Origin of the sequence: Fictibacillus sp. FJAT-27399 (assembly GCF_001510655.1) — a bacterium.
Classification (GTDB): Bacteria; Bacillota; Bacilli; order Bacillales; family Fictibacillaceae; genus Fictibacillus_C; species Fictibacillus_C marinisediminis.
Genome location: NZ_LMVC01000008.1, coordinates 32,445 through 48,421 on the forward strand (window position 1 = coordinate 32,445; position 15,977 = coordinate 48,421).

The 15,977-nt window shown below is 42.6% G+C and carries 21 protein-coding genes; 18 read left to right on the plus strand and 3 right to left on the minus strand.

Annotated elements, in window-relative coordinates:
* The first annotated feature begins 118 nt into the window (after nt 1-118).
* From sigX to AR335_RS21685, 6 genes are all read left to right on the plus strand, one after another.
* The gene (gene sigX, locus AR335_RS21660; RefSeq protein ID WP_062240085.1) at nt 119-664 is read left to right on the plus strand and encodes an RNA polymerase sigma factor SigX; all 546 of its coding nucleotides are present in this window, start codon (nt 119-121) and stop codon (nt 662-664) included.
* A complete protein-coding gene (locus AR335_RS21665; protein WP_062240091.1) occupies nt 651-1,982 on the plus strand; it encodes a hypothetical protein in 1,332 nt (443 codons plus the stop codon). The genes sigX and AR335_RS21665 overlap by 14 nt, the downstream gene beginning before the upstream one ends.
* A 107-nt stretch (nt 1,983-2,089) precedes the next feature.
* The gene (locus tag AR335_RS21670; protein WP_234293381.1) at nt 2,090-2,548 is read left to right on the plus strand and encodes a C40 family peptidase; all 459 of its coding nucleotides are present in this window, start codon (nt 2,090-2,092) and stop codon (nt 2,546-2,548) included.
* A 182-nt stretch (nt 2,549-2,730) separates the two neighbouring features.
* Nucleotides 2,731-3,060: a PadR family transcriptional regulator gene (locus AR335_RS21675; RefSeq protein ID WP_062240171.1), complete on the plus strand. Its 330-nt coding sequence runs from the start codon at nt 2,731-2,733 to the stop codon at nt 3,058-3,060.
* Nucleotides 3,047-3,598, plus strand: coding sequence for an HAAS signaling domain-containing protein (locus AR335_RS21680; RefSeq protein ID WP_062240097.1), 552 nt, complete (start codon nt 3,047-3,049; stop codon nt 3,596-3,598). Before AR335_RS21675 ends, AR335_RS21680 begins: the two co-directional genes overlap by 14 nt.
* Before the next feature lie 2 nt (nt 3,599-3,600).
* A complete protein-coding gene (locus tag AR335_RS21685; RefSeq protein WP_062240100.1) occupies nt 3,601-4,527 on the plus strand; it encodes a DUF4097 family beta strand repeat-containing protein in 927 nt (308 codons plus the stop codon).
* A gap of 40 nt (nt 4,528-4,567) precedes the next feature.
* Here AR335_RS21685 and AR335_RS21690 read toward each other — a convergent pair whose 3' ends face one another.
* Nucleotides 4,568-5,497, minus strand: a complete 930-nt coding sequence (locus AR335_RS21690; protein ID WP_062240104.1) for a DMT family transporter — start codon at nt 5,495-5,497, stop codon at nt 4,568-4,570.
* Between the two features lie 133 nt (nt 5,498-5,630).
* On the opposite strand from AR335_RS21690, the gene uvsE reads away from it, so the two are divergent.
* The 7 genes from uvsE (at nt 5,631) to AR335_RS21725 (ending at nt 10,848) form a co-directional block, all read left to right on the plus strand.
* On the plus strand, nt 5,631-6,596 hold the full coding sequence (gene uvsE / locus AR335_RS21695) for a UV DNA damage repair endonuclease UvsE (RefSeq protein WP_062240107.1): 966 nt from the start codon (nt 5,631-5,633) through the stop codon (nt 6,594-6,596).
* A gap of 152 nt (nt 6,597-6,748) precedes the next feature.
* A complete protein-coding gene (locus AR335_RS21700) occupies nt 6,749-7,474 on the plus strand; it encodes an SDR family NAD(P)-dependent oxidoreductase (RefSeq protein WP_062240109.1) in 726 nt (241 codons plus the stop codon).
* Nucleotides 7,474-8,499, plus strand: coding sequence for an S-adenosylmethionine:tRNA ribosyltransferase-isomerase (locus AR335_RS21705; RefSeq protein ID WP_062240112.1), 1,026 nt, complete (start codon nt 7,474-7,476; stop codon nt 8,497-8,499). The genes AR335_RS21700 and AR335_RS21705 overlap by 1 nt, the downstream gene beginning before the upstream one ends.
* A gap of 11 nt (nt 8,500-8,510) precedes the next feature.
* Entirely contained in the window at nt 8,511-8,858 is a 348-nt protein-coding gene (locus AR335_RS21710; RefSeq protein ID WP_062240115.1) for a VOC family protein, read from the plus strand.
* Between the two features lie 412 nt (nt 8,859-9,270).
* Nucleotides 9,271-9,819: a signal peptidase I gene (gene lepB, locus AR335_RS21715; protein WP_082683654.1), complete on the plus strand. Its 549-nt coding sequence runs from the start codon at nt 9,271-9,273 to the stop codon at nt 9,817-9,819.
* A 120-nt stretch (nt 9,820-9,939) separates the two neighbouring features.
* Nucleotides 9,940-10,467, plus strand: coding sequence for a DNA-3-methyladenine glycosylase I (locus AR335_RS21720; protein WP_062240118.1), 528 nt, complete (start codon nt 9,940-9,942; stop codon nt 10,465-10,467).
* 57 nt (nt 10,468-10,524) lie between these two features.
* Entirely contained in the window at nt 10,525-10,848 is a 324-nt protein-coding gene (locus tag AR335_RS21725; RefSeq protein WP_369795872.1) for a L,D-transpeptidase, read from the plus strand.
* Nucleotides 10,849-10,879: 31 nt separating this feature from the next.
* Here the strand turns inward: AR335_RS21725 and AR335_RS21730 are convergent, their stop codons facing one another.
* Both AR335_RS21730 and AR335_RS21735 read right to left on the minus strand, forming a co-directional pair.
* Nucleotides 10,880-11,110, minus strand: coding sequence for a hypothetical protein (locus tag AR335_RS21730; RefSeq protein WP_062240124.1), 231 nt, complete (start codon nt 11,108-11,110; stop codon nt 10,880-10,882).
* 14 nt (nt 11,111-11,124) lie between these two features.
* Nucleotides 11,125-12,396: a tetratricopeptide repeat protein gene (locus AR335_RS21735; RefSeq protein WP_062240127.1), complete on the minus strand. Its 1,272-nt coding sequence runs from the start codon at nt 12,394-12,396 to the stop codon at nt 11,125-11,127.
* 225 nt (nt 12,397-12,621) lie between these two features.
* Between AR335_RS21735 and AR335_RS21740 the strand changes: the two genes are divergently transcribed.
* The 5 genes from AR335_RS21740 to AR335_RS21760 all read left to right on the plus strand — a co-directional run bounded on the left by AR335_RS21740 (nt 12,622) and on the right by AR335_RS21760 (nt 15,783).
* Nucleotides 12,622-13,509 carry a hypothetical protein gene (locus AR335_RS21740; RefSeq protein ID WP_062240130.1) on the plus strand — a complete coding sequence of 296 codons (888 nt, stop codon included), beginning with the start codon at nt 12,622-12,624 and terminating at the stop codon, nt 13,507-13,509.
* A gap of 81 nt (nt 13,510-13,590) precedes the next feature.
* Entirely contained in the window at nt 13,591-14,013 is a 423-nt protein-coding gene (locus tag AR335_RS21745; RefSeq protein WP_234293383.1) for a VOC family protein, read from the plus strand.
* Between the two features lie 20 nt (nt 14,014-14,033).
* The gene (locus tag AR335_RS21750) at nt 14,034-14,447 is read left to right on the plus strand and encodes an NUDIX hydrolase (protein WP_062240134.1); all 414 of its coding nucleotides are present in this window, start codon (nt 14,034-14,036) and stop codon (nt 14,445-14,447) included.
* A gap of 23 nt (nt 14,448-14,470) precedes the next feature.
* Nucleotides 14,471-14,812 (plus strand): hypothetical protein, encoded by a 342-nt coding sequence (locus AR335_RS21755; RefSeq protein ID WP_053356100.1) that lies wholly within the window; start codon nt 14,471-14,473, stop codon nt 14,810-14,812.
* A 26-nt stretch (nt 14,813-14,838) separates the two neighbouring features.
* Entirely contained in the window at nt 14,839-15,783 is a 945-nt protein-coding gene (locus AR335_RS21760; RefSeq protein ID WP_062240137.1) for a magnesium transporter CorA family protein, read from the plus strand.
* Nucleotides 15,784-15,977 lie beyond the last annotated feature (194 nt).

A 15,977-nucleotide genomic window follows, 5' to 3' on the forward strand; every position in this document is an offset into this window, starting at 1 on the left:
AGCGACTGGTTATGCATTGTAATTTACAAAAATTGGAGTACACTTAAGTTTGGGTTTTTTTGAAACCTTTTACTTCAAAACAACGACTAAAAAAATAGATAGATAGGGGGGCAACGCAGTGAAAGACTCGTTTGACCGGCTATATGAGGAATACCATCATTCCTTGTTTCAGTTTGTTTTCTACATGGTCAGAAACAGGGAGGCGGCAGAAGATATTGTACAGGAAGTGTATATAAAAGTTCTCAAAGCCTATGAAACATTTGAAGGTAAAAGCTCTGAAAAGACATGGCTTTATTCAATAGCAAGGCATGTCACCATTGACTGGATCCGCAAGCAGAACCGCCGGAAGAAGAAACTCCTGTTTTTTACTTTATCGGAGAACGAGAACCAGCTTGCTGATCTCCAGCCCCTGCCGGATGAATTTGTCACCCAGAAGGAATCGGTCAAAGAGTTATATCACGCGTTAAAAAAATGTACCATACAGCAGCAGCAAGTGCTAATCCTCCGCTATATCCAATCGCTCTCCATCACGGAAACTGCTGCAGTGCTCGGTTGGACAGAAAGCAAAGTGAAAACAACACAACACCGGGCGATCAAGGGACTAAAAGGTCTTTTGGATCAGACGTCAGGCCAGGAGGAGGAACGGAAAGATGGAATCGTCTAAATGGACGGAAGAAGAAATACAAAAGCAGCTTGAAAAGATGCCCCCTGTTAAAGACAAGCGCTCCCGTGAATTAATATTTCACGAGATAGAAGGAAGACTGGAAGAATCCAAGCATAGTAAGAAGATCACAAGAACCTGGATTATGCCGGGGCTCGCTGCCGCCTGCTTGCTGGCCATCATCATGATCCTGGTGCCAGGCACCTTGTTTAAAAAAGAAGTCTCGGCGCCATCATTGCATGAGAATTCCATGGATAACAAAATGGCCGGAAAAGCAAAAGATCAGGTCAAAGAACCCAGTCCGGCGGCCCAGCCGAAGCAGTCAGTGAAAACAGCCCGTTTGGAAGAACAAAAGAAACCTGCGGCTCCTCAGGAACGGGTGAAGCCATCAGGCCCAGCAAAGCCTGAAACAAGTGCTGATACTCCTGTACAGCGAAGCAAGGTTAAGGTTGTTGCACCTCCAACCGTTTCCATTACGGCTGCTGTTGAAAGCGGAAAATACCATCCTCCGATGACAATGAAAGCTCTCAATCAGCAGCTGTCTTCAGGAAAATCGGTGGTGACGGTAGCCTATAGTGACGAACAGGCGCAGTTCGTTGTGCCGGTATCTTTCCTCGTAAATGGGAAGGGAACATACGTGGATAAGGTGGAGAATGTGCTAGGAAGCTTTAACCCAGAGAGAGTGGGGCTTCAGCCGACCTTTCTGAACAAGGCGAAGCTTACTGAAAAAGAGGGATCGGTAGTAGTGGATCTGCCCCCAGGTTCGGTTTCTTCTGCAGAAGAAGCACTGCTTCCAAAAATTTTAAACTATACCTTTGCGTACAACAAGGAATACTCCAACGTGAAATTTATGACAGACGATAAGCCAGGCTATGAATTTTCCAATCTTGGACCAAAAGAGGATATGGACATTAATAGGAGCATTGGAGGAGCCAGCTATCTCTATACTTCTCCATCAGGTGATGAGTTTCTGGTGGAAAGCAATGCGACGAGCTTTGCAGATTCTGCCGGAAGCCTGCAGGGAGCATTGGAGCAGCTGAGCAAGGGTTATAAGGATCAGAAACTTATGCCGGCAGTTCCCGATGGTATTAAGCTTACAGCGTCCAGGTCGGGAACAATGACCGCGATCCGGGTGGATGGAAATGATTTGAAAAATGATGAGGAAACAAGAAAAATGATGGATGCCATCTTAGTGACGGCTAAGAACTATGGAAGCCAGTCTGTTTCGGTGACCAATACCGACCTTGAAGCTGTTGGACCCTATGACCTTGAACAGCCAATTGATCATGTGGCTGTTGTTAATTTTATGAACGTTAAATAATTTTTCCAATATATGTAACCTTTTGATCGGCAAGGCGACTAATAGGTTGGAACGAGGAAAAGAAAACATGGCTTCGTCTTCCAATCCATTTCAGGGGGTAAATGATGATGAAACGAGTAGTAATGTCACTTGTATCGTTGGGAACGGCTATAGGAATTTTATTGGGAGGAACCCATATTGCCAATGCTTCGCCTTCCTATGATCAGGAGGTAACCGCAACAGCAAAACACTTTGTGGGAACTCCTTATAAATGGGGAGGTACGACACCAAAAGGCTTTGATGCGTCTGGGTATACTCAATATGTTTATAAGCATTCTGCAGTTAACATGAATTTGCCAAGGACTTCTGCTGAGCAGTATAAAACAGGTACAGCAGTAAAAAAAGAAAATTTAAAACAAGGAGACATTGTTTTCTTTAAAACAGATGGCAAAAAAGTATCCTTTTCAGGCATATACCTTGGAAACAGTGAATTTGTAGGGGCAACCTCCAAAGGAGTAAGGATCCAGTCTCTTAAAACAAAGTACTGGAAAGCCGCTTATGCAGGAGCTAAACGGGTATTAAAATAAAACGGATAAATAATCAGGCTGAAAAACAGTCCTGATTATTTTTTTGTTTAGTACCTTGCAATGTACAGTAGTGGATGATACTCTATAGTGAGTAAAGCAAGTAATTGGAAAATAAGCCAATTATCTTCCATGGATAGAAAACAGAAAAAGATGGAGACAGATTGGAAGGCGGCGGGAAACAAATGAATGCCCAGTTTAAAAAAGGAATATTAGAGTTATGTGTTTTAGTGCTTACTGCCAATAGCGACAAATATGGATATGAACTCGTACAGATGATCTCTGAGAAATTTCATATTGCCGAAGGAACGGTCTATCCCCTTCTTAGGAGACTGACGAAAGAAGGTTACTTTTCCACCTATTTAAAGGAATCTTCAGGCGGTCCTCCACGTAAATATTACACGCTGACAGTAGAAGGAAACCGTTATATGGAGTCCTTGGTAGGCGAATGGAAGATGTTTTATGAAGGGGTTAATCAAATTATTGAGGAGGGGTTAGCGGATGGTGCAAAATGAATTTTTGTCACAGCTGAAGGATCAATTGAAGGAATTGCCTGAAGCAGACCGCCAGGACATTTTATATGACTATGAGGAGCATTTCAGGTTGGGCTTGGAAGAAGGAAAAACAGAAGAGGAAATTGCTGTTTCACTCGGCCAGCCAAAAGCGATTGCGAAAGAAGTGAGAGCAGAATTTCGTGTGAAGGAAGCAAAATCTAAGCCATCGTTTGAATCCGTATTAAAAGCGTTTCTATCTACCGTCAGTCTTGGTTTCTTTAATCTTATCTTTATATTGGGGCCGTTCTTTGCGGTTGTGGGTGTACTTCTTTCCATTTATGCCATATCCATCGGACTGCTGCTGTCCCCAATCGCCGTCTTATTTGGATGGGAGCAACTAGGAAGTTCTGCGAATTGGCTGATGGGGTTGTTCTCCATCGTAACCTTGCTTAGTGCAGGGGTTTTGTTAGGAGTAGCATCCATTGTCCTGACACGATGGTTTGTGAAAGTTCTTATTAAGTATCTGCAATTCAATGTCAATATTATTAAGGGGCGGTAGGGATGAATTCAGTGTTGAAAAAAATTACGGTCATTGCAGCAATCGGTTTGGCAGCTGGGTTGATTGGAACCTACAGCATTTATGCTTCAACCAGCCATTCTGTTTTCTCTTCCTTCAACAAAAGCAAAGAAACCGTGCTTTATACTGAAAAAACCTTCAGCAGCGATTCACTTAAATCGGTAAAGCTCACCTCAGATACGGCTGATATTACCGTGAAGAAATCTAACGGACCGGAAACCAGAGTGGTTCTTGAAGGCCAAAAGGGCGACAAGAAAGACTACACCATTCAGGCTGAGCAGAATGGCGGCGTGCTGGATGTAGAGGTTATCGGGAAAAATAAGTTCTTTAACATGGGTTTTCACTGGAGTCCAAAGCTGACGGTGTATGTGCCTGATAAAAATTATGGCCATTTTAATATTTCAGCTGACACAGGAGATGTAAGTATTAAAGATTTGAAGTCCGATAGTGCAAACATCGAGACGGATACAGGTGACATTGATGCTTCAGGAAAATTTACAGTAAGCAAGCTGAATGCAGAGAGCGACACCGGAGATTTGTCGTTCAATGACTATCGTGGAACATCTATAGATCTATCAACTGACACAGGTGATATACAAGCCGGCCGCATTTCAAAGAATGCGATGGTGATGATCAGGACCTCTACCGGAGATATTCAAGACCTTTCGATGGAAAGTGCCAGCAAGGATGTTCACATTGAATCGGATACAGGAAATGTTGAACTGCAAATGGATCAGTCTCCATCTGATTTTAAGCTGCGTGCATCCTCTGACACTGGCGATGTTGAAGTTTCCCCGGACTGGAAAGTGAACTATGAAGAAAAAAGCGATCACAAGGCTAAAGGAAAAGCGGGTCAGGGAGGATTCAGCGTTTCTGTAAAAACGGATACGGGGGATATTTACCTAAAGTAACATAAAAAAGGCTCCAGACCGGGTCTGGAGCCTTTTAGTGCTAGATTGCTTTATTCATGTTCACTTTCTTGGAACGAGTACTTTCTTTTTTTCGCGCAAGACCGAGGTAAATGCCTGCCACGATCAGGAGAAGGGCAAGCGAGTGGTACCAGTGAATCTTTTCATTCAAAAAGAGTGAAGCGAAAAATAGGGAGCTGATCGGCATGACGTTTAAGAACAGGGTGGTTTTACTTGGACCAATTTCTGAGATGGCCATGTTCCACCATGATGTACATAGAGCCGTTGCGATACATCCTGAGAAGGCCATGACACCAAATGAGAACCAGTGAACGTGATAGACGGCAGGCTGAACAGGATGAACGGCCCACATGATCATCAGCAGCACGGCACCAAACAAATGGCTGAATGCTGTAACCTGATAAACACTGGCTTGTTTGACCGCCTGTTTGATCAGCAAGCCTCCCGCCACGTAGGCGAGCATGGATAGGAATACGAATAGGTTTCCTTTTATCGCATCTGTACCTGTTGCCCCTGGATGGCCAACGACAAGAATGACGCCAATAAACCCCATACCGATCCCGATGAACCGCTTGAGTTCGAACTTATCACCGAGAAACAGCATAGCAAGAAGAGCGGTTGTAAGAGGATTAAGCCCCAAAATGAGCGACCCGGCAGAGCCAGTAGTATAGCGCAGGCCCTGGGAGATTAATAGCTGATGCAAAAAGATCGACGTAAACCCTACAAGGAAAATGAGGAACCAGGCAGATTTAGAAAGCTGTTTAATCCCGAGTTTCCACTTCCCGTATGTAAAGAGCATAAGACCCAAAGCTGCCATGGAGATCCTCCAGGCAGAAAGCTGTACCACAGGGAAAATACCCGACAGATACTTGATCATAATGACATTTAATCCCCAAATAACCGTAACTAGACTTAATAAAACAAGCAACAGATAATATCGTTTTTTCTCCATAGTCAAATCCCTCTGTGTTGGTTAGTGAGCTGCTAACCGAATATAAACCCATTTCAAATATTTGTCTATAACCTGGGAGATGATCGAAGAAATATTTTTTGGGAATACTGTTAGTAGAATTGAGGTGAACGGTATGACCATTATACGTCTCGGGTATGTGGCGATGAGCATGAAGCTTCAAAATTCCTCTCCGTCGCAAACGATGACTTATGCCCGTTTTTCGCAGATTGAGGACAGGGCAGCAGCGTTAAGAAAACTGGAGCGGATTGCAAACTCCAACCTGAAAAACACGCTAAGGCTACTTATGCACAATGCAGCCAACGATATCCAATTTTACCGGATGACATCAAGGCTTATTCCACTGGCCAACCATAAAGAACTGCTGGATTGGAAGTACATGCTTCCACTAAAAGAGGCGCTGCAAGCAATCGGATCTTTTGCAAAAAAACATCAGATGAGACTGGACTTCCATCCGGATCATTTTGTACTGATCAATTCGACCAAAGATGAGATACTTAAGAATTCCATACAAACGCTGAATCTTCATTATAAGATCTTACGAGGGATGGAGATTGATCCTGTCCACCGATGTGTCATGCATGTTGGAGGCAATTACAAAGAAACCGATGTCGCACTTGAACGTTTCATACATAACTGGATGTATGTTCCGCATCATATTCAGCAAATGATGATGCTTGAAAATGATGATTCCTCATTTACGATGGATGATACCCTTTATCTGTGTGAGAAGCTGGGTATACCGCTCGTTTTTGATTACCATCATCACTTGGCCCATCATCAGAACATCCATTGGGAAGAGAACTGGGATCGTGTCGTTCAGTCATGGGAATATTCGCCCCTTCCGCTGAAGATTCATATTTCCAGTCCGAAAAGCGAGAAAGAATACCGGCATCATGCTGATTTTGTGGATCCTGAAATGTTCTTCCGTTTCCTTCAGGGCATAAAAGGAAGCGTGGGGCAGGTCGATTGCATGATTGAAGCCAAGCGAAAGGATGACGCGCTGTTTCAGCTGATGGAGGACATAAAGAAAAGAAACGATATAGAGATCATAAACGGAGCTTCTTTTTATTTAAAATAACCAGCCAAAAACCTCTTGCTGCAAGGGGTTTTTTTCATTTGTCGAAAATTATCGGGCGAAAGACATTGACGTTTGAAATTTCATACAATTATAATAAAGATACTTACTAAACAAAAATGTATAAAAAGTATAAAAATAAGGAGGAATAAAAAATGAAGAAAGTAGTGATGATTACCGGAGCCTCAAGAGGATTAGGAAAGGCACTCGCTCTTTACTTTGCAAAGGAAGGATTTAACCTAGCGATCTGTGCCCGAACAGAAGGTGAACTGCTCAACGTAAAGGAGGAAACAGAAGCATATGGTGCTGACGTTCTGGCGGTAACAGCGGATGCCTCCCAGGCGAGAGATGTGGAACGTTTCGTTGCGCTGACAGAAGACTATTTCGGACATATTGATGTACTCATTAACAATGCCTCCATGCTCGGACCAAGCCCGATGCCTTATTTGCTGGATTATCCGGAAGAGGATTTTGCTGAGGTGATCCGCGTCAATTCCATCGGACCGTTCCTGGTGACACGCAGAGTACTGCCGGCCATGCTGCAGCGGAACAAAGGAAGCATCATCAATGTAACGTCCGAGGCTGGAAACGTAGGTTACGCAGGCTGGGGAGCATATGGAATTTCGAAGTTTGCACTTGAAGGGCTGACTGAAACGTGGGCAGACGAAGTGGCAGAGACTGGTGTAAGGGTGAACATGGTGGACCCTGGGGAAATGGATACCGAAATGCATGCCCTTGCTGTACCGGATTGTGATTATGAACTGGCTGATCCGAATGATCTTGTTCATGTCTTCGGATACCTTGCTTCCGAAGATTCTTCTGAAGAGAACGGTAAACGGTTCAGTGCGCAGGAATTTACGATGGAAGAGAGAGAAAGCTGATGAGTGCAGAAGCCATTTCCTTTTTCCTTCCAGAAGAGTTAAATGCCAGCATGCCTCCTGAACGGAGAGGATTGCGCAGAGATTATGTAAAAATGATGGTCATTGACAGAGTAAACGGCCATACTTCTCATACGCAGTTTTATCAGCTGGACCACTTTTTGAAAGCGGGAGATGTTCTCGTGTTGAACGCAAGCAGAACGATTCCTGCGGTGCTGCAGGGACAGCTTGAGGATGGAACCGTGGTAGAAGTCAGGCTGGCTCACCGGAAAAGTGAAGGGATCTGGGAGGCCTTGATCCTTTCCAATACCGTGAAAGCAGGGGACAAAATCATGTTTTCCCCACTCTTAACCGCTTCTATCTTAACAACGGAAACAGCCAATCCATTTGCTGTACTTGAGTTTAATCTCTGCTGCTCGGCACTGTATGATCAAATCTATCAGATCGGACAGCCTGTACGTTATGAATATATTAAGACACCGTGGGAACTTGATTACTATCAGACTGTTTTTGCGACCTCTCCAGGCTCTGTTGAAATGCCGTCAGCCGGGCGGGCATTTAGCTGGGAACTGCTTTTCCGCCTTCAGAAAAAAGGAGTAAAGATTGCCTATATCCAGCTGCATACGGGCTTAAGTTATTTAATGGATGATAAATGGCATGTAGAGCCGCGCGAAAATATGGAAGAATACACGATACCTGAAGAAACTGTGCAGGCGGTTCACCAAGCGAAGAAGAACGGCAATAAAGTGATTGCGGTTGGAACGACAGTCGTCCGTGCCCTTGAGTCAGGCGCCGATCACGATGGCCGCTTAAAGGCGGCTAGCGGGTGGACGAATTTATATATTACCGCTGAAACCAAACTTCAAATCGCAGACGGATTGATCACAGGTCTGCATGAGCCCGAAGCAAGCCACCTCGATCTGCTGTCAGCTTTTGTTTCTCCAGAACTTTTAAAAGTATCATACGAAGAGGCGATCACCCAAAAGTACTTTTGGCATGAGTTCGGTGACATGAACCTGATCCTATAAGGATGGAAAACATGAGGGTCCATCATTACGGGATTGCAGTGAAAGACTTGGATGCGGCAGCGGAATTTTATATAAAAGGATTAAACATGAAGGAACTGTTTCGTACCCGCTGGATGGGGGAGGAGCTCTTGTTCTTAGAGAGCGGAAGCATGAAGATCGAACTGATTGCACAAACGGGTACGGTAGGTGAAGCAACCCATGTTGCTTATCAAACGGACGATTTAGAATATTTGGCTGGCAGACTTCAGCAGGAAGGAATTGTTCCGTCAGAAGGACCATATGTTTTGGAAAACGGCTGGCGTACTGTTTTTTATGAAGGGCCATCAGGTGAAATGATAGAGTTTGTGGAAGAACAATAGGTGGAGAATGGCTGGAGGTCAAGGTACCTCTGGCTTTTTTAATGAGTGTTTCCTGGCATTATAAAAAATTATCAAGTAACACTTTTAAATAACTTTGTAAATTTTTTCAAAAGTGTTTTGGCGGTTGCTGTTTTTGCTACAATAAAAGACAGCGGGCTAAAATACCCGAGGTAAAGCTCTTGATCCGATAGAGAAATCTTCGTAATTAGCGAAATACGCGCGGCTTAAGCTGGTTTACGCGCCAATCTGCCCGGAATACGCGCCGATTCTCGCAAAATACGCGCCAAACCGTATACTTGACAGCCCGGAGCGGGACAGCCAATAATTTTCGTGACCGCAGAGATATACATACGGTACAATAAAAAGAGAAAATGGGTGACTAGTTCACCTGACCAAGAAAGGTGTGAACATTATGGAGCAAAAAGCTAAAAAAGGGAATGAACTCTTCAGCTGGATCAAGTCTATCGTATTTGCTCTCGTCCTTGTATATATTATTAAAACCTTTTTCTTCGCACCATACATGGTAGAAGGAGCATCCATGTCTCCAACCTTGCATAACCATGATAAATTATATGTAAATAAAATTATCTATTCGGTATCTGAACCGAAAATAGGGGATATCGTGATTATCAAAGGCACGGACAAACGGTATGTTAAACGTGTAATTGGAGTGGAAGGTGACACCATCCAAGTTCACAGTGACAAGCTTTTGGTAAACGGCAAGCCGATAAAAGAACCCTATTTATCTAAAAACAAAAAGCAGGCGCGAAGCCTCGGTGTTTATTTAACAGAAGACTTCGGGCCGATTAAAATTCCTAAAGGAAAAATCTTCGTAATGGGTGACAACCGATTGAACAGTATGGATTCAAGAAACGGCCTGGGCCTCATTAACATCAGCTCAGTGGAAGGCCGCTCCGAAGTGGTCATCTATCCGTTCAAAGACATCCGACAAACAAAGTAAGCTAAAAAACCTGACCACACTGGCCAGGTTTTTATTTTAGAGATGCTATTTAGAAGTGCCAGGCACAGGTTTTACACAAGTATGTAATTGGCGGTGCCTGGCACCAAGGAGGTTAAAGAAATGGAAGAGACAGTGAGATGCAAGTGGAGCCGTGACAGTGAACTGCTGATGGCATATCACGATGAGGAGTGGGGGAAACAGGTTAAAGACGACACTAAATTATTTGAGTGTCTAACTTTAGAGATGTTCCAGGCGGGCCTCAGCTGGAGGACGATCCTGCACAAACGTGAGAATTTCAGAGAAGCATTCTGTCAGTTTGATATCAAAGAGGTAATGAATTTCACTGAGGATGATATTGTACGGCTGTTAAGTAATGAAGGTATTGTCAGGCACCGAAGAAAGATTGAAGCAACCATTGAGAATGCGAGAAGATGTGATGTGCTGATTAATGAGCAGGGGAGCCTTATTACTTTTTTTGAGCAGCTGCCAGCAGATCATCTGGAGAAGCAAAAGGCCATCAAGCAGACATTCAAACATATTGGACTGACAACTGCGGAAAGCTTTTTAATGGCAACGGGAATGATGCAGCCGCAGCATGAGGAAGGCTGCCATCTCCATTCACAGGCGATAAAGGAAAAGGCCAGATAACAGAACCACCTCCACTTACATACTGTAAGAGTGGAGGTGGCTAAATTGGCGTATGAAATTTTAATATCGGTTGGCCGCAAGAGACTTGCTTTAATGCAAAACGGAAGGACAGTCAAGCGATATCCTATAGCAGTGGGTAAAATGCTGAGCCCGACCCCAGTGGGTACGTATCGAATTATTAATAAACAGCCTAATCCAGGCGGTCCCTATGGAGCCATGTGGATGGGCCTCTCAGCGCCCCACTATGGGATTCATGGGACCAACAACCCGTCATCCATCGGAAAAAGGGTATCAAAAGGATGCATCAGAATGTTTAACAGAGATGTGCTCGAATTGTCCAAAATTCTTCCGGTTGGTACGAAAGTTTATATTGGGAGATAAAAAAAGAGCCTAAGCGGCTCAAAATATATACTCAGCAACTGCTAGAACCCAAGTCAGGTAACTCATCAAAAGCTACAAGTTTAGGGCTTGTTTTAGGAAGTTCATCAAAGGCAGTAAGCTTAAAGGTTTTAGGAAGTTCATCAAAGGCAGTAAGCTTCACGATTGTTTTAGGAAGCTCATCAAATGCGCTGTTTTTAAAAATAGGGAAAGCTAAAGCCAACATAAATGTTAGTATCAAAAAACCAGTAATAACTCTTTTCATGAAAAATTCCTCCATTAAAATATCTTTTTTCTACTATTATTTGATATTCTATAGAACAAACTTGCCTTTTTATATTGGCTTTGATCAAAATATGAATCAGCAAGCAGTTCAGAATAAAGCGAAACATATTCCCACATATTTCTTTTTTCAAAATGAGGTATAGCTTCTTTACTAACAAATGTTTCAAACTCTGACCAGGTATATTCCGAACCTTCAACTCTATAATTTAATATTTGCAAATGGTAATAAAAATCACTAGTCGTATTATTACCCAAGTTATCAAAGCTTTTTTTTATCCACTGTCGGGCCTGTTCAAAATCCTGAAGTTCAAAAAATTCTTGAGCCAGCATATAACTGGTTCCAGCTATACGTTCAGGGTCCCCATCTTTCTCTTTATAAAAAAGACTTTTTTTAAAAAATTCTACAGCTTTAAGATGTTCTTTTTTACAAGAAAAAACATAGCCGAGGTTATGATAAATAACACCTGAGGTGAAATTATCATGAAACGATCTAGAATATTTTAAAGCTTGATTAAGGTGATATTCTGCTTGATCGTAATTTTGAACTCTTCTGTAGCTAATAGCTAGCAATATTTGACAATCCGCACTTCTACTATAATTATATTCTTTATCAAAAATTCCTATCGCTTTAAAGGCATAAGAATTGACTGCGCTTATACGCATCAAGTAACCATAGGCAAGAGCGGTTAAATAGTATAATACTGCAACATCACTCTCGTTAATATTACTGTTTGTTGTATTGTAAATGTCTTCAGCTTTTTTGAAAAATTGTATTGAAAGTTTATGATTATTTTGATTAATATTAAGGCTGCCCGATACAATATTAAAATAGAATATAAGTTCAGGCGTAAGTTGCTCTTTTAGATTATTAACTTTTAATAAAAGATTGCTGGCTGCATTTATGTTTGGGTTTGCCGTAACAATATAATACCTCGCCAAAAACAACTCATATCTCAAAATAAGCTCAGGCTCATTTACGATTTGCATTTTTTCCTGAACTTTCTCAAAAAAATCATCCGCTTCCTCAAACCGACGATTCACCATCATCATATTCCACTCATTGAGCAGTTCGAGGATCTCGTTGCTGTCGACTTCCTCGGGCGAAATACCTAAACGTTCACATAGGAGATTAATGACTTCCTCGCTGGACTTCGCATCCCCTTTCTCAATCTTACTCAAGTAGGAAACAGAACAGATTCCCTGAGCCAGTTCTTCCTGGGTTAGGCCTTTGGTTTTTCTATAATATCTTATTCTCTGACCGACCATAAAATCCCCCTTTCCGAACTTGGGAAAATTGTCATACTAACCCCCTACTCATCAAGTACCAATACTACTACTTTTCCCAATACATACCTACAGAATAGTCTGTTAAGATAAATATAACAGAAAATAATCAGTTTTTGCTAGAATTACACAATTAAAATAATTTCAAAGACTTGTCCGGATGGTAAGAAAGTTATAACCGGCCATAAAGAAATGGAGGAGAACATAATGGCGAAAATGTATACATTATCAGCGCAAGAATCGGACATCCAGGAGCTGCTATATGTCTCAAATGATCCAGGTTCAGCCGGAAAGCCTTCAGCCAGCGAACTTGATGACTCTACTCCATATACTGATGTGTTCATGGATAATAAAAAAAATTACTGGTTTGCCAAAGCCCAGGATACAAAAAACAAACGGCACACCATCTATATCTTTGACCATGAAAATGGCAGGCTCATCTCACATAAAGTCAACGGCCGACCGAATTTTTATGAGTTTGATGACAGTGTTGTCATCGCTTGTGAAGGTGATGGGTCTAAAGGCTCGCTTCTTATTTTCTCAAAGGAACAGCCGAAGCTTATAAAAGAATGGAAAGTGAACGGTTACCTGTGGGAAGTCGAGAAGAACCAAGGAGCCATTTATGTTTCTTGTTATATTGTAGAGGAAGATCAAGCTGTCCTCTACGTCATTAAAGACAATAAGAAAAAAAGGGTGAACCTGGGAAAGAATATGGCACCTACCGATATCCTTTGCATTAAGGATGAGGTTTACATTTCAGCGGCTCCCATTCTAAACGGCGATCCAAAGAAAATCATTGTCTTGAACAGTAATGAGAAAGTGGTAAGAGAATATCCGCTGAGTATATCGCCGAGAACACTCTATCATGTAGAGGATGAGATCATGGTGTATGAATTGGATCTTGCCACAGGGAAAACGGAAAAGATTGTGTATGTTAATCTGCATACCGGTGAACAGTTCACACATGCAATTCCAAACTCGCAAGTGGTGGAATGTACGAGCCGCTCGCTTTCTCTCTTGCAGCAAGACAGCAAAACCTTGTTTACTTGGGACCATACGAATCGTAAAATCGTTGAAAGCCGAAAGATTTCTTAAATCAAATACACATAATGTTCAATCCTGCGGTGGTGATACTGCAGGATTTTTTCTTATTCGGAAGAAGAGGTTATCTAATGAATGAACATGCTTTGGAAAGGATGGAGATACGTGAAAGAAAGAGAATGGATCCCTGGAATCAACCATATTGAATTCTGGGTGAACTCGATGGAAGAATCTCTGAAATTTTATGAAACGCTGTTTGCTTTGATTGGGTGGAAAGAGATCGGGAAAGGCATGTTCAGCTCTGGACATATCGAGATCTATTTAAAGGAGGCCGACGTTCCGCGGACTGATTCTGCAGGGCCAAGGCACATTTGCTTTCAGGCAGTCTCACGCGATGTGGTTGATCGTGTCGGCAGCTATCTGCAGGAAGCCGGTGCAGAGATGATCAGGGGCCCTGTTGAAGTACCCCGCTATTCAAAGGGATATTATACGGTAGACTTCAGAGATCCTGACGGATATGTGCTGGAAGTTGCACATACTCCTCACATGAAGCTCTAATAAAGGAGAAATGATAAAGGATGGACGCAGTCTGGTATGGAGCGGCGGGAATTTGCAGAAACGAAGAAAACAAAATCGTCATGGTGCTGCAGGGTCAGATTGGGGAAGAAAAGAGATGGAGCGTTCCATCAGGGCAGGTTGAACCCGGGGAAACGTTTCAAGAATGCTGTGCCCGGGAATTTTGGGAGGAAACAGGTTATCGGGTAAAAGTGGGCAGCCGTCTTTTCATTAAAAAGTGCATAACATATGGCATTGAAGTTGATGTACATTACTTTGAGGCAACTATTCTTTCGGGTGTTCCGGCTATACAGGACCCCGACCAGCTGATCCATGAAATCTCCTGGAAAACGGCAGAAGAAATTGGCCGGTTAATTCTCTCTTTTCCGGAAGACCGGCCTGTTTTAATTGAAATGGCTGAACCGGTCTCTGTTTAGAAAAAATGTTAGGGAGGAGAAAAATGAGCAGATCTATTCGAAAGGGCACGGCTGCTGATTTTCAAAATATGAAAGAATTAGTAGGAAATCCGGATAATTTAATGGATGAATGGTCAAAAGAACAATGGGTCTCCGCGTTGGAACGTGAAGATGTCGGGGTGTTTGCTGCGGAAGAAGAGGGAGTTCTTCATGGTTATGCGGTTGTCCGGCTCAACAAGAAGGATCCCGTTTCCTTAACTGAAAAGCCGAGGGCTCTCATCACCCATTTATGTACCATGTCCGGGGAGGGCCAGTTGCGCCAAATGCTTGTGCAGCATTGTTTGGCCTGGGCGAGGAAAAAAGGAGCCGGAGATTTTGAGATGTAGCAGCGGTCAGGAAAGGAAGAGATCTTGTGAACCATCAATTTTTAGCGAAGTGGAAATGGTATGAAATAGAGTCAGCAGGACAAAAGGCACAATACCTCAAGAACATGGTTCACGAGCTGCCGGATAGTTCTCACTGGATCAACAATATAAAAGAAGAAACAAGCAATTATTTACGAATAGAGCACGACGGCAATCCCGTCCTGAACGGCTGCCTTATCTATGAAAAAGATGATCTGGGAGAAGATGAATATAACAATGATTTCTTTCATTTCTACGTAACAAAAAATTATTTTGTTACAGTAGGGCTGGATGTTACGAAGCTGATCCGGACAGAGAAAAAAGGCATGCTTGAACAGATGCATCGATGCGAAACAGCGGCAGAAGGCTTTTTTATCCTGCTTGGCGAAGTGCTGAACAACTATCTCGACGGAATCGATGAGTTCGAGCACAGGCTGAAAACCCTTCAGCATGATATGAAGAAAAATAATAATCAAAACCTGCTGGAACGCATTTATGATCTGCGCCAGGAATTATTAATTTGGACAGACCTGACCATACCAGTTGAGGAAATTAAGCTGGCAGCGGAAGAAGCATTTTTAGATGACATTACAGAAACGAGAGAATACAGGAGGACGTGCGTCAGGATCGAACGTACACTGAATCTGATCAGCCATTACAAACAAGATATAGATACAATGATCAACCTTGAAGAAGTTCTTTCTTCACATCGAGGAAACGAAATTATGAAGACACTCACGGTTATGACCGTTATCTTCACTCCGGGTATGATGCTCGGCTCAATCTGGGGTATGAATTTCAAGAACATGCCCGAGCTCGATTGGAAAACGGGTTATGCTTGGGCACTCGGTCTCATCGGTTTATCTATCATCAGTATCTACATATGGCTCAGGATGAAAGGGTGGACAGGAGACCTTTTAAAAAGCCGCAGAAAAAAACACCCGTTTAAATAAATACACACTCCCATAAAAATAAATATAAACATTTGCCGCAAAAATCCGATAGAAAAAAAGATTTGACTACTTTTGTCGAATCCAAAACTATTGGAAAAAAATTTTAATTAAAAACCAACCAACTTACCATTAATAGTAGGATATTTCGTTCGAAATGTTATAGGGAGTATGTAGACGGGAGTTGTCAGCGGCGA

Bases quoted from the DNA above. Each gene is read 5' to 3' on its own strand.
- AR335_RS21720 (WP_062240118.1), top strand. From the start codon at position 9,940: ATGGAAGAGACAGTGAGATGCAAGTGGAGCCGTGACAGTGAACTGCTG.
- AR335_RS21750 (WP_062240134.1), top strand. From the start codon at position 14,034: ATGGACGCAGTCTGGTATGGAGCGGCGGGAATTTGCAGAAACGAAGAA.
- AR335_RS21680 (WP_062240097.1), top strand. From the start codon at position 3,047: ATGGTGCAAAATGAATTTTTGTCACAGCTGAAGGATCAATTGAAGGAA.
- AR335_RS21735 (WP_062240127.1), bottom strand. From the start codon at position 12,396: ATGGTCGGTCAGAGAATAAGATATTATAGAAAAACCAAAGGCCTAACC.
- AR335_RS21755 (WP_053356100.1), top strand. From the start codon at position 14,471: ATGAGCAGATCTATTCGAAAGGGCACGGCTGCTGATTTTCAAAATATG.
- AR335_RS21665 (WP_062240091.1), top strand. From the start codon at position 651: ATGGAATCGTCTAAATGGACGGAAGAAGAAATACAAAAGCAGCTTGAA.
- AR335_RS21675 (WP_062240171.1), top strand. From the start codon at position 2,731: ATGAATGCCCAGTTTAAAAAAGGAATATTAGAGTTATGTGTTTTAGTG.
- lepB (WP_082683654.1), top strand. From the start codon at position 9,271: ATGGAGCAAAAAGCTAAAAAAGGGAATGAACTCTTCAGCTGGATCAAG.
- AR335_RS21690 (WP_062240104.1), bottom strand. From the start codon at position 5,497: ATGGAGAAAAAACGATATTATCTGTTGCTTGTTTTATTAAGTCTAGTT.
- AR335_RS21685 (WP_062240100.1), top strand. From the start codon at position 3,601: ATGAATTCAGTGTTGAAAAAAATTACGGTCATTGCAGCAATCGGTTTG.
- AR335_RS21730 (WP_062240124.1), bottom strand. From the start codon at position 11,110: ATGAAAAGAGTTATTACTGGTTTTTTGATACTAACATTTATGTTGGCT.
- AR335_RS21705 (WP_062240112.1), top strand. From the start codon at position 7,474: ATGAGTGCAGAAGCCATTTCCTTTTTCCTTCCAGAAGAGTTAAATGCC.
- AR335_RS21700 (WP_062240109.1), top strand. From the start codon at position 6,749: ATGAAGAAAGTAGTGATGATTACCGGAGCCTCAAGAGGATTAGGAAAG.
- AR335_RS21710 (WP_062240115.1), top strand. From the start codon at position 8,511: ATGAGGGTCCATCATTACGGGATTGCAGTGAAAGACTTGGATGCGGCA.
- AR335_RS21670 (WP_234293381.1), top strand. From the start codon at position 2,090: ATGAAACGAGTAGTAATGTCACTTGTATCGTTGGGAACGGCTATAGGA.
- AR335_RS21740 (WP_062240130.1), top strand. From the start codon at position 12,622: ATGGCGAAAATGTATACATTATCAGCGCAAGAATCGGACATCCAGGAG.
- AR335_RS21745 (WP_234293383.1), top strand. From the start codon at position 13,591: ATGAACATGCTTTGGAAAGGATGGAGATACGTGAAAGAAAGAGAATGG.
- uvsE (WP_062240107.1), top strand. From the start codon at position 5,631: ATGACCATTATACGTCTCGGGTATGTGGCGATGAGCATGAAGCTTCAA.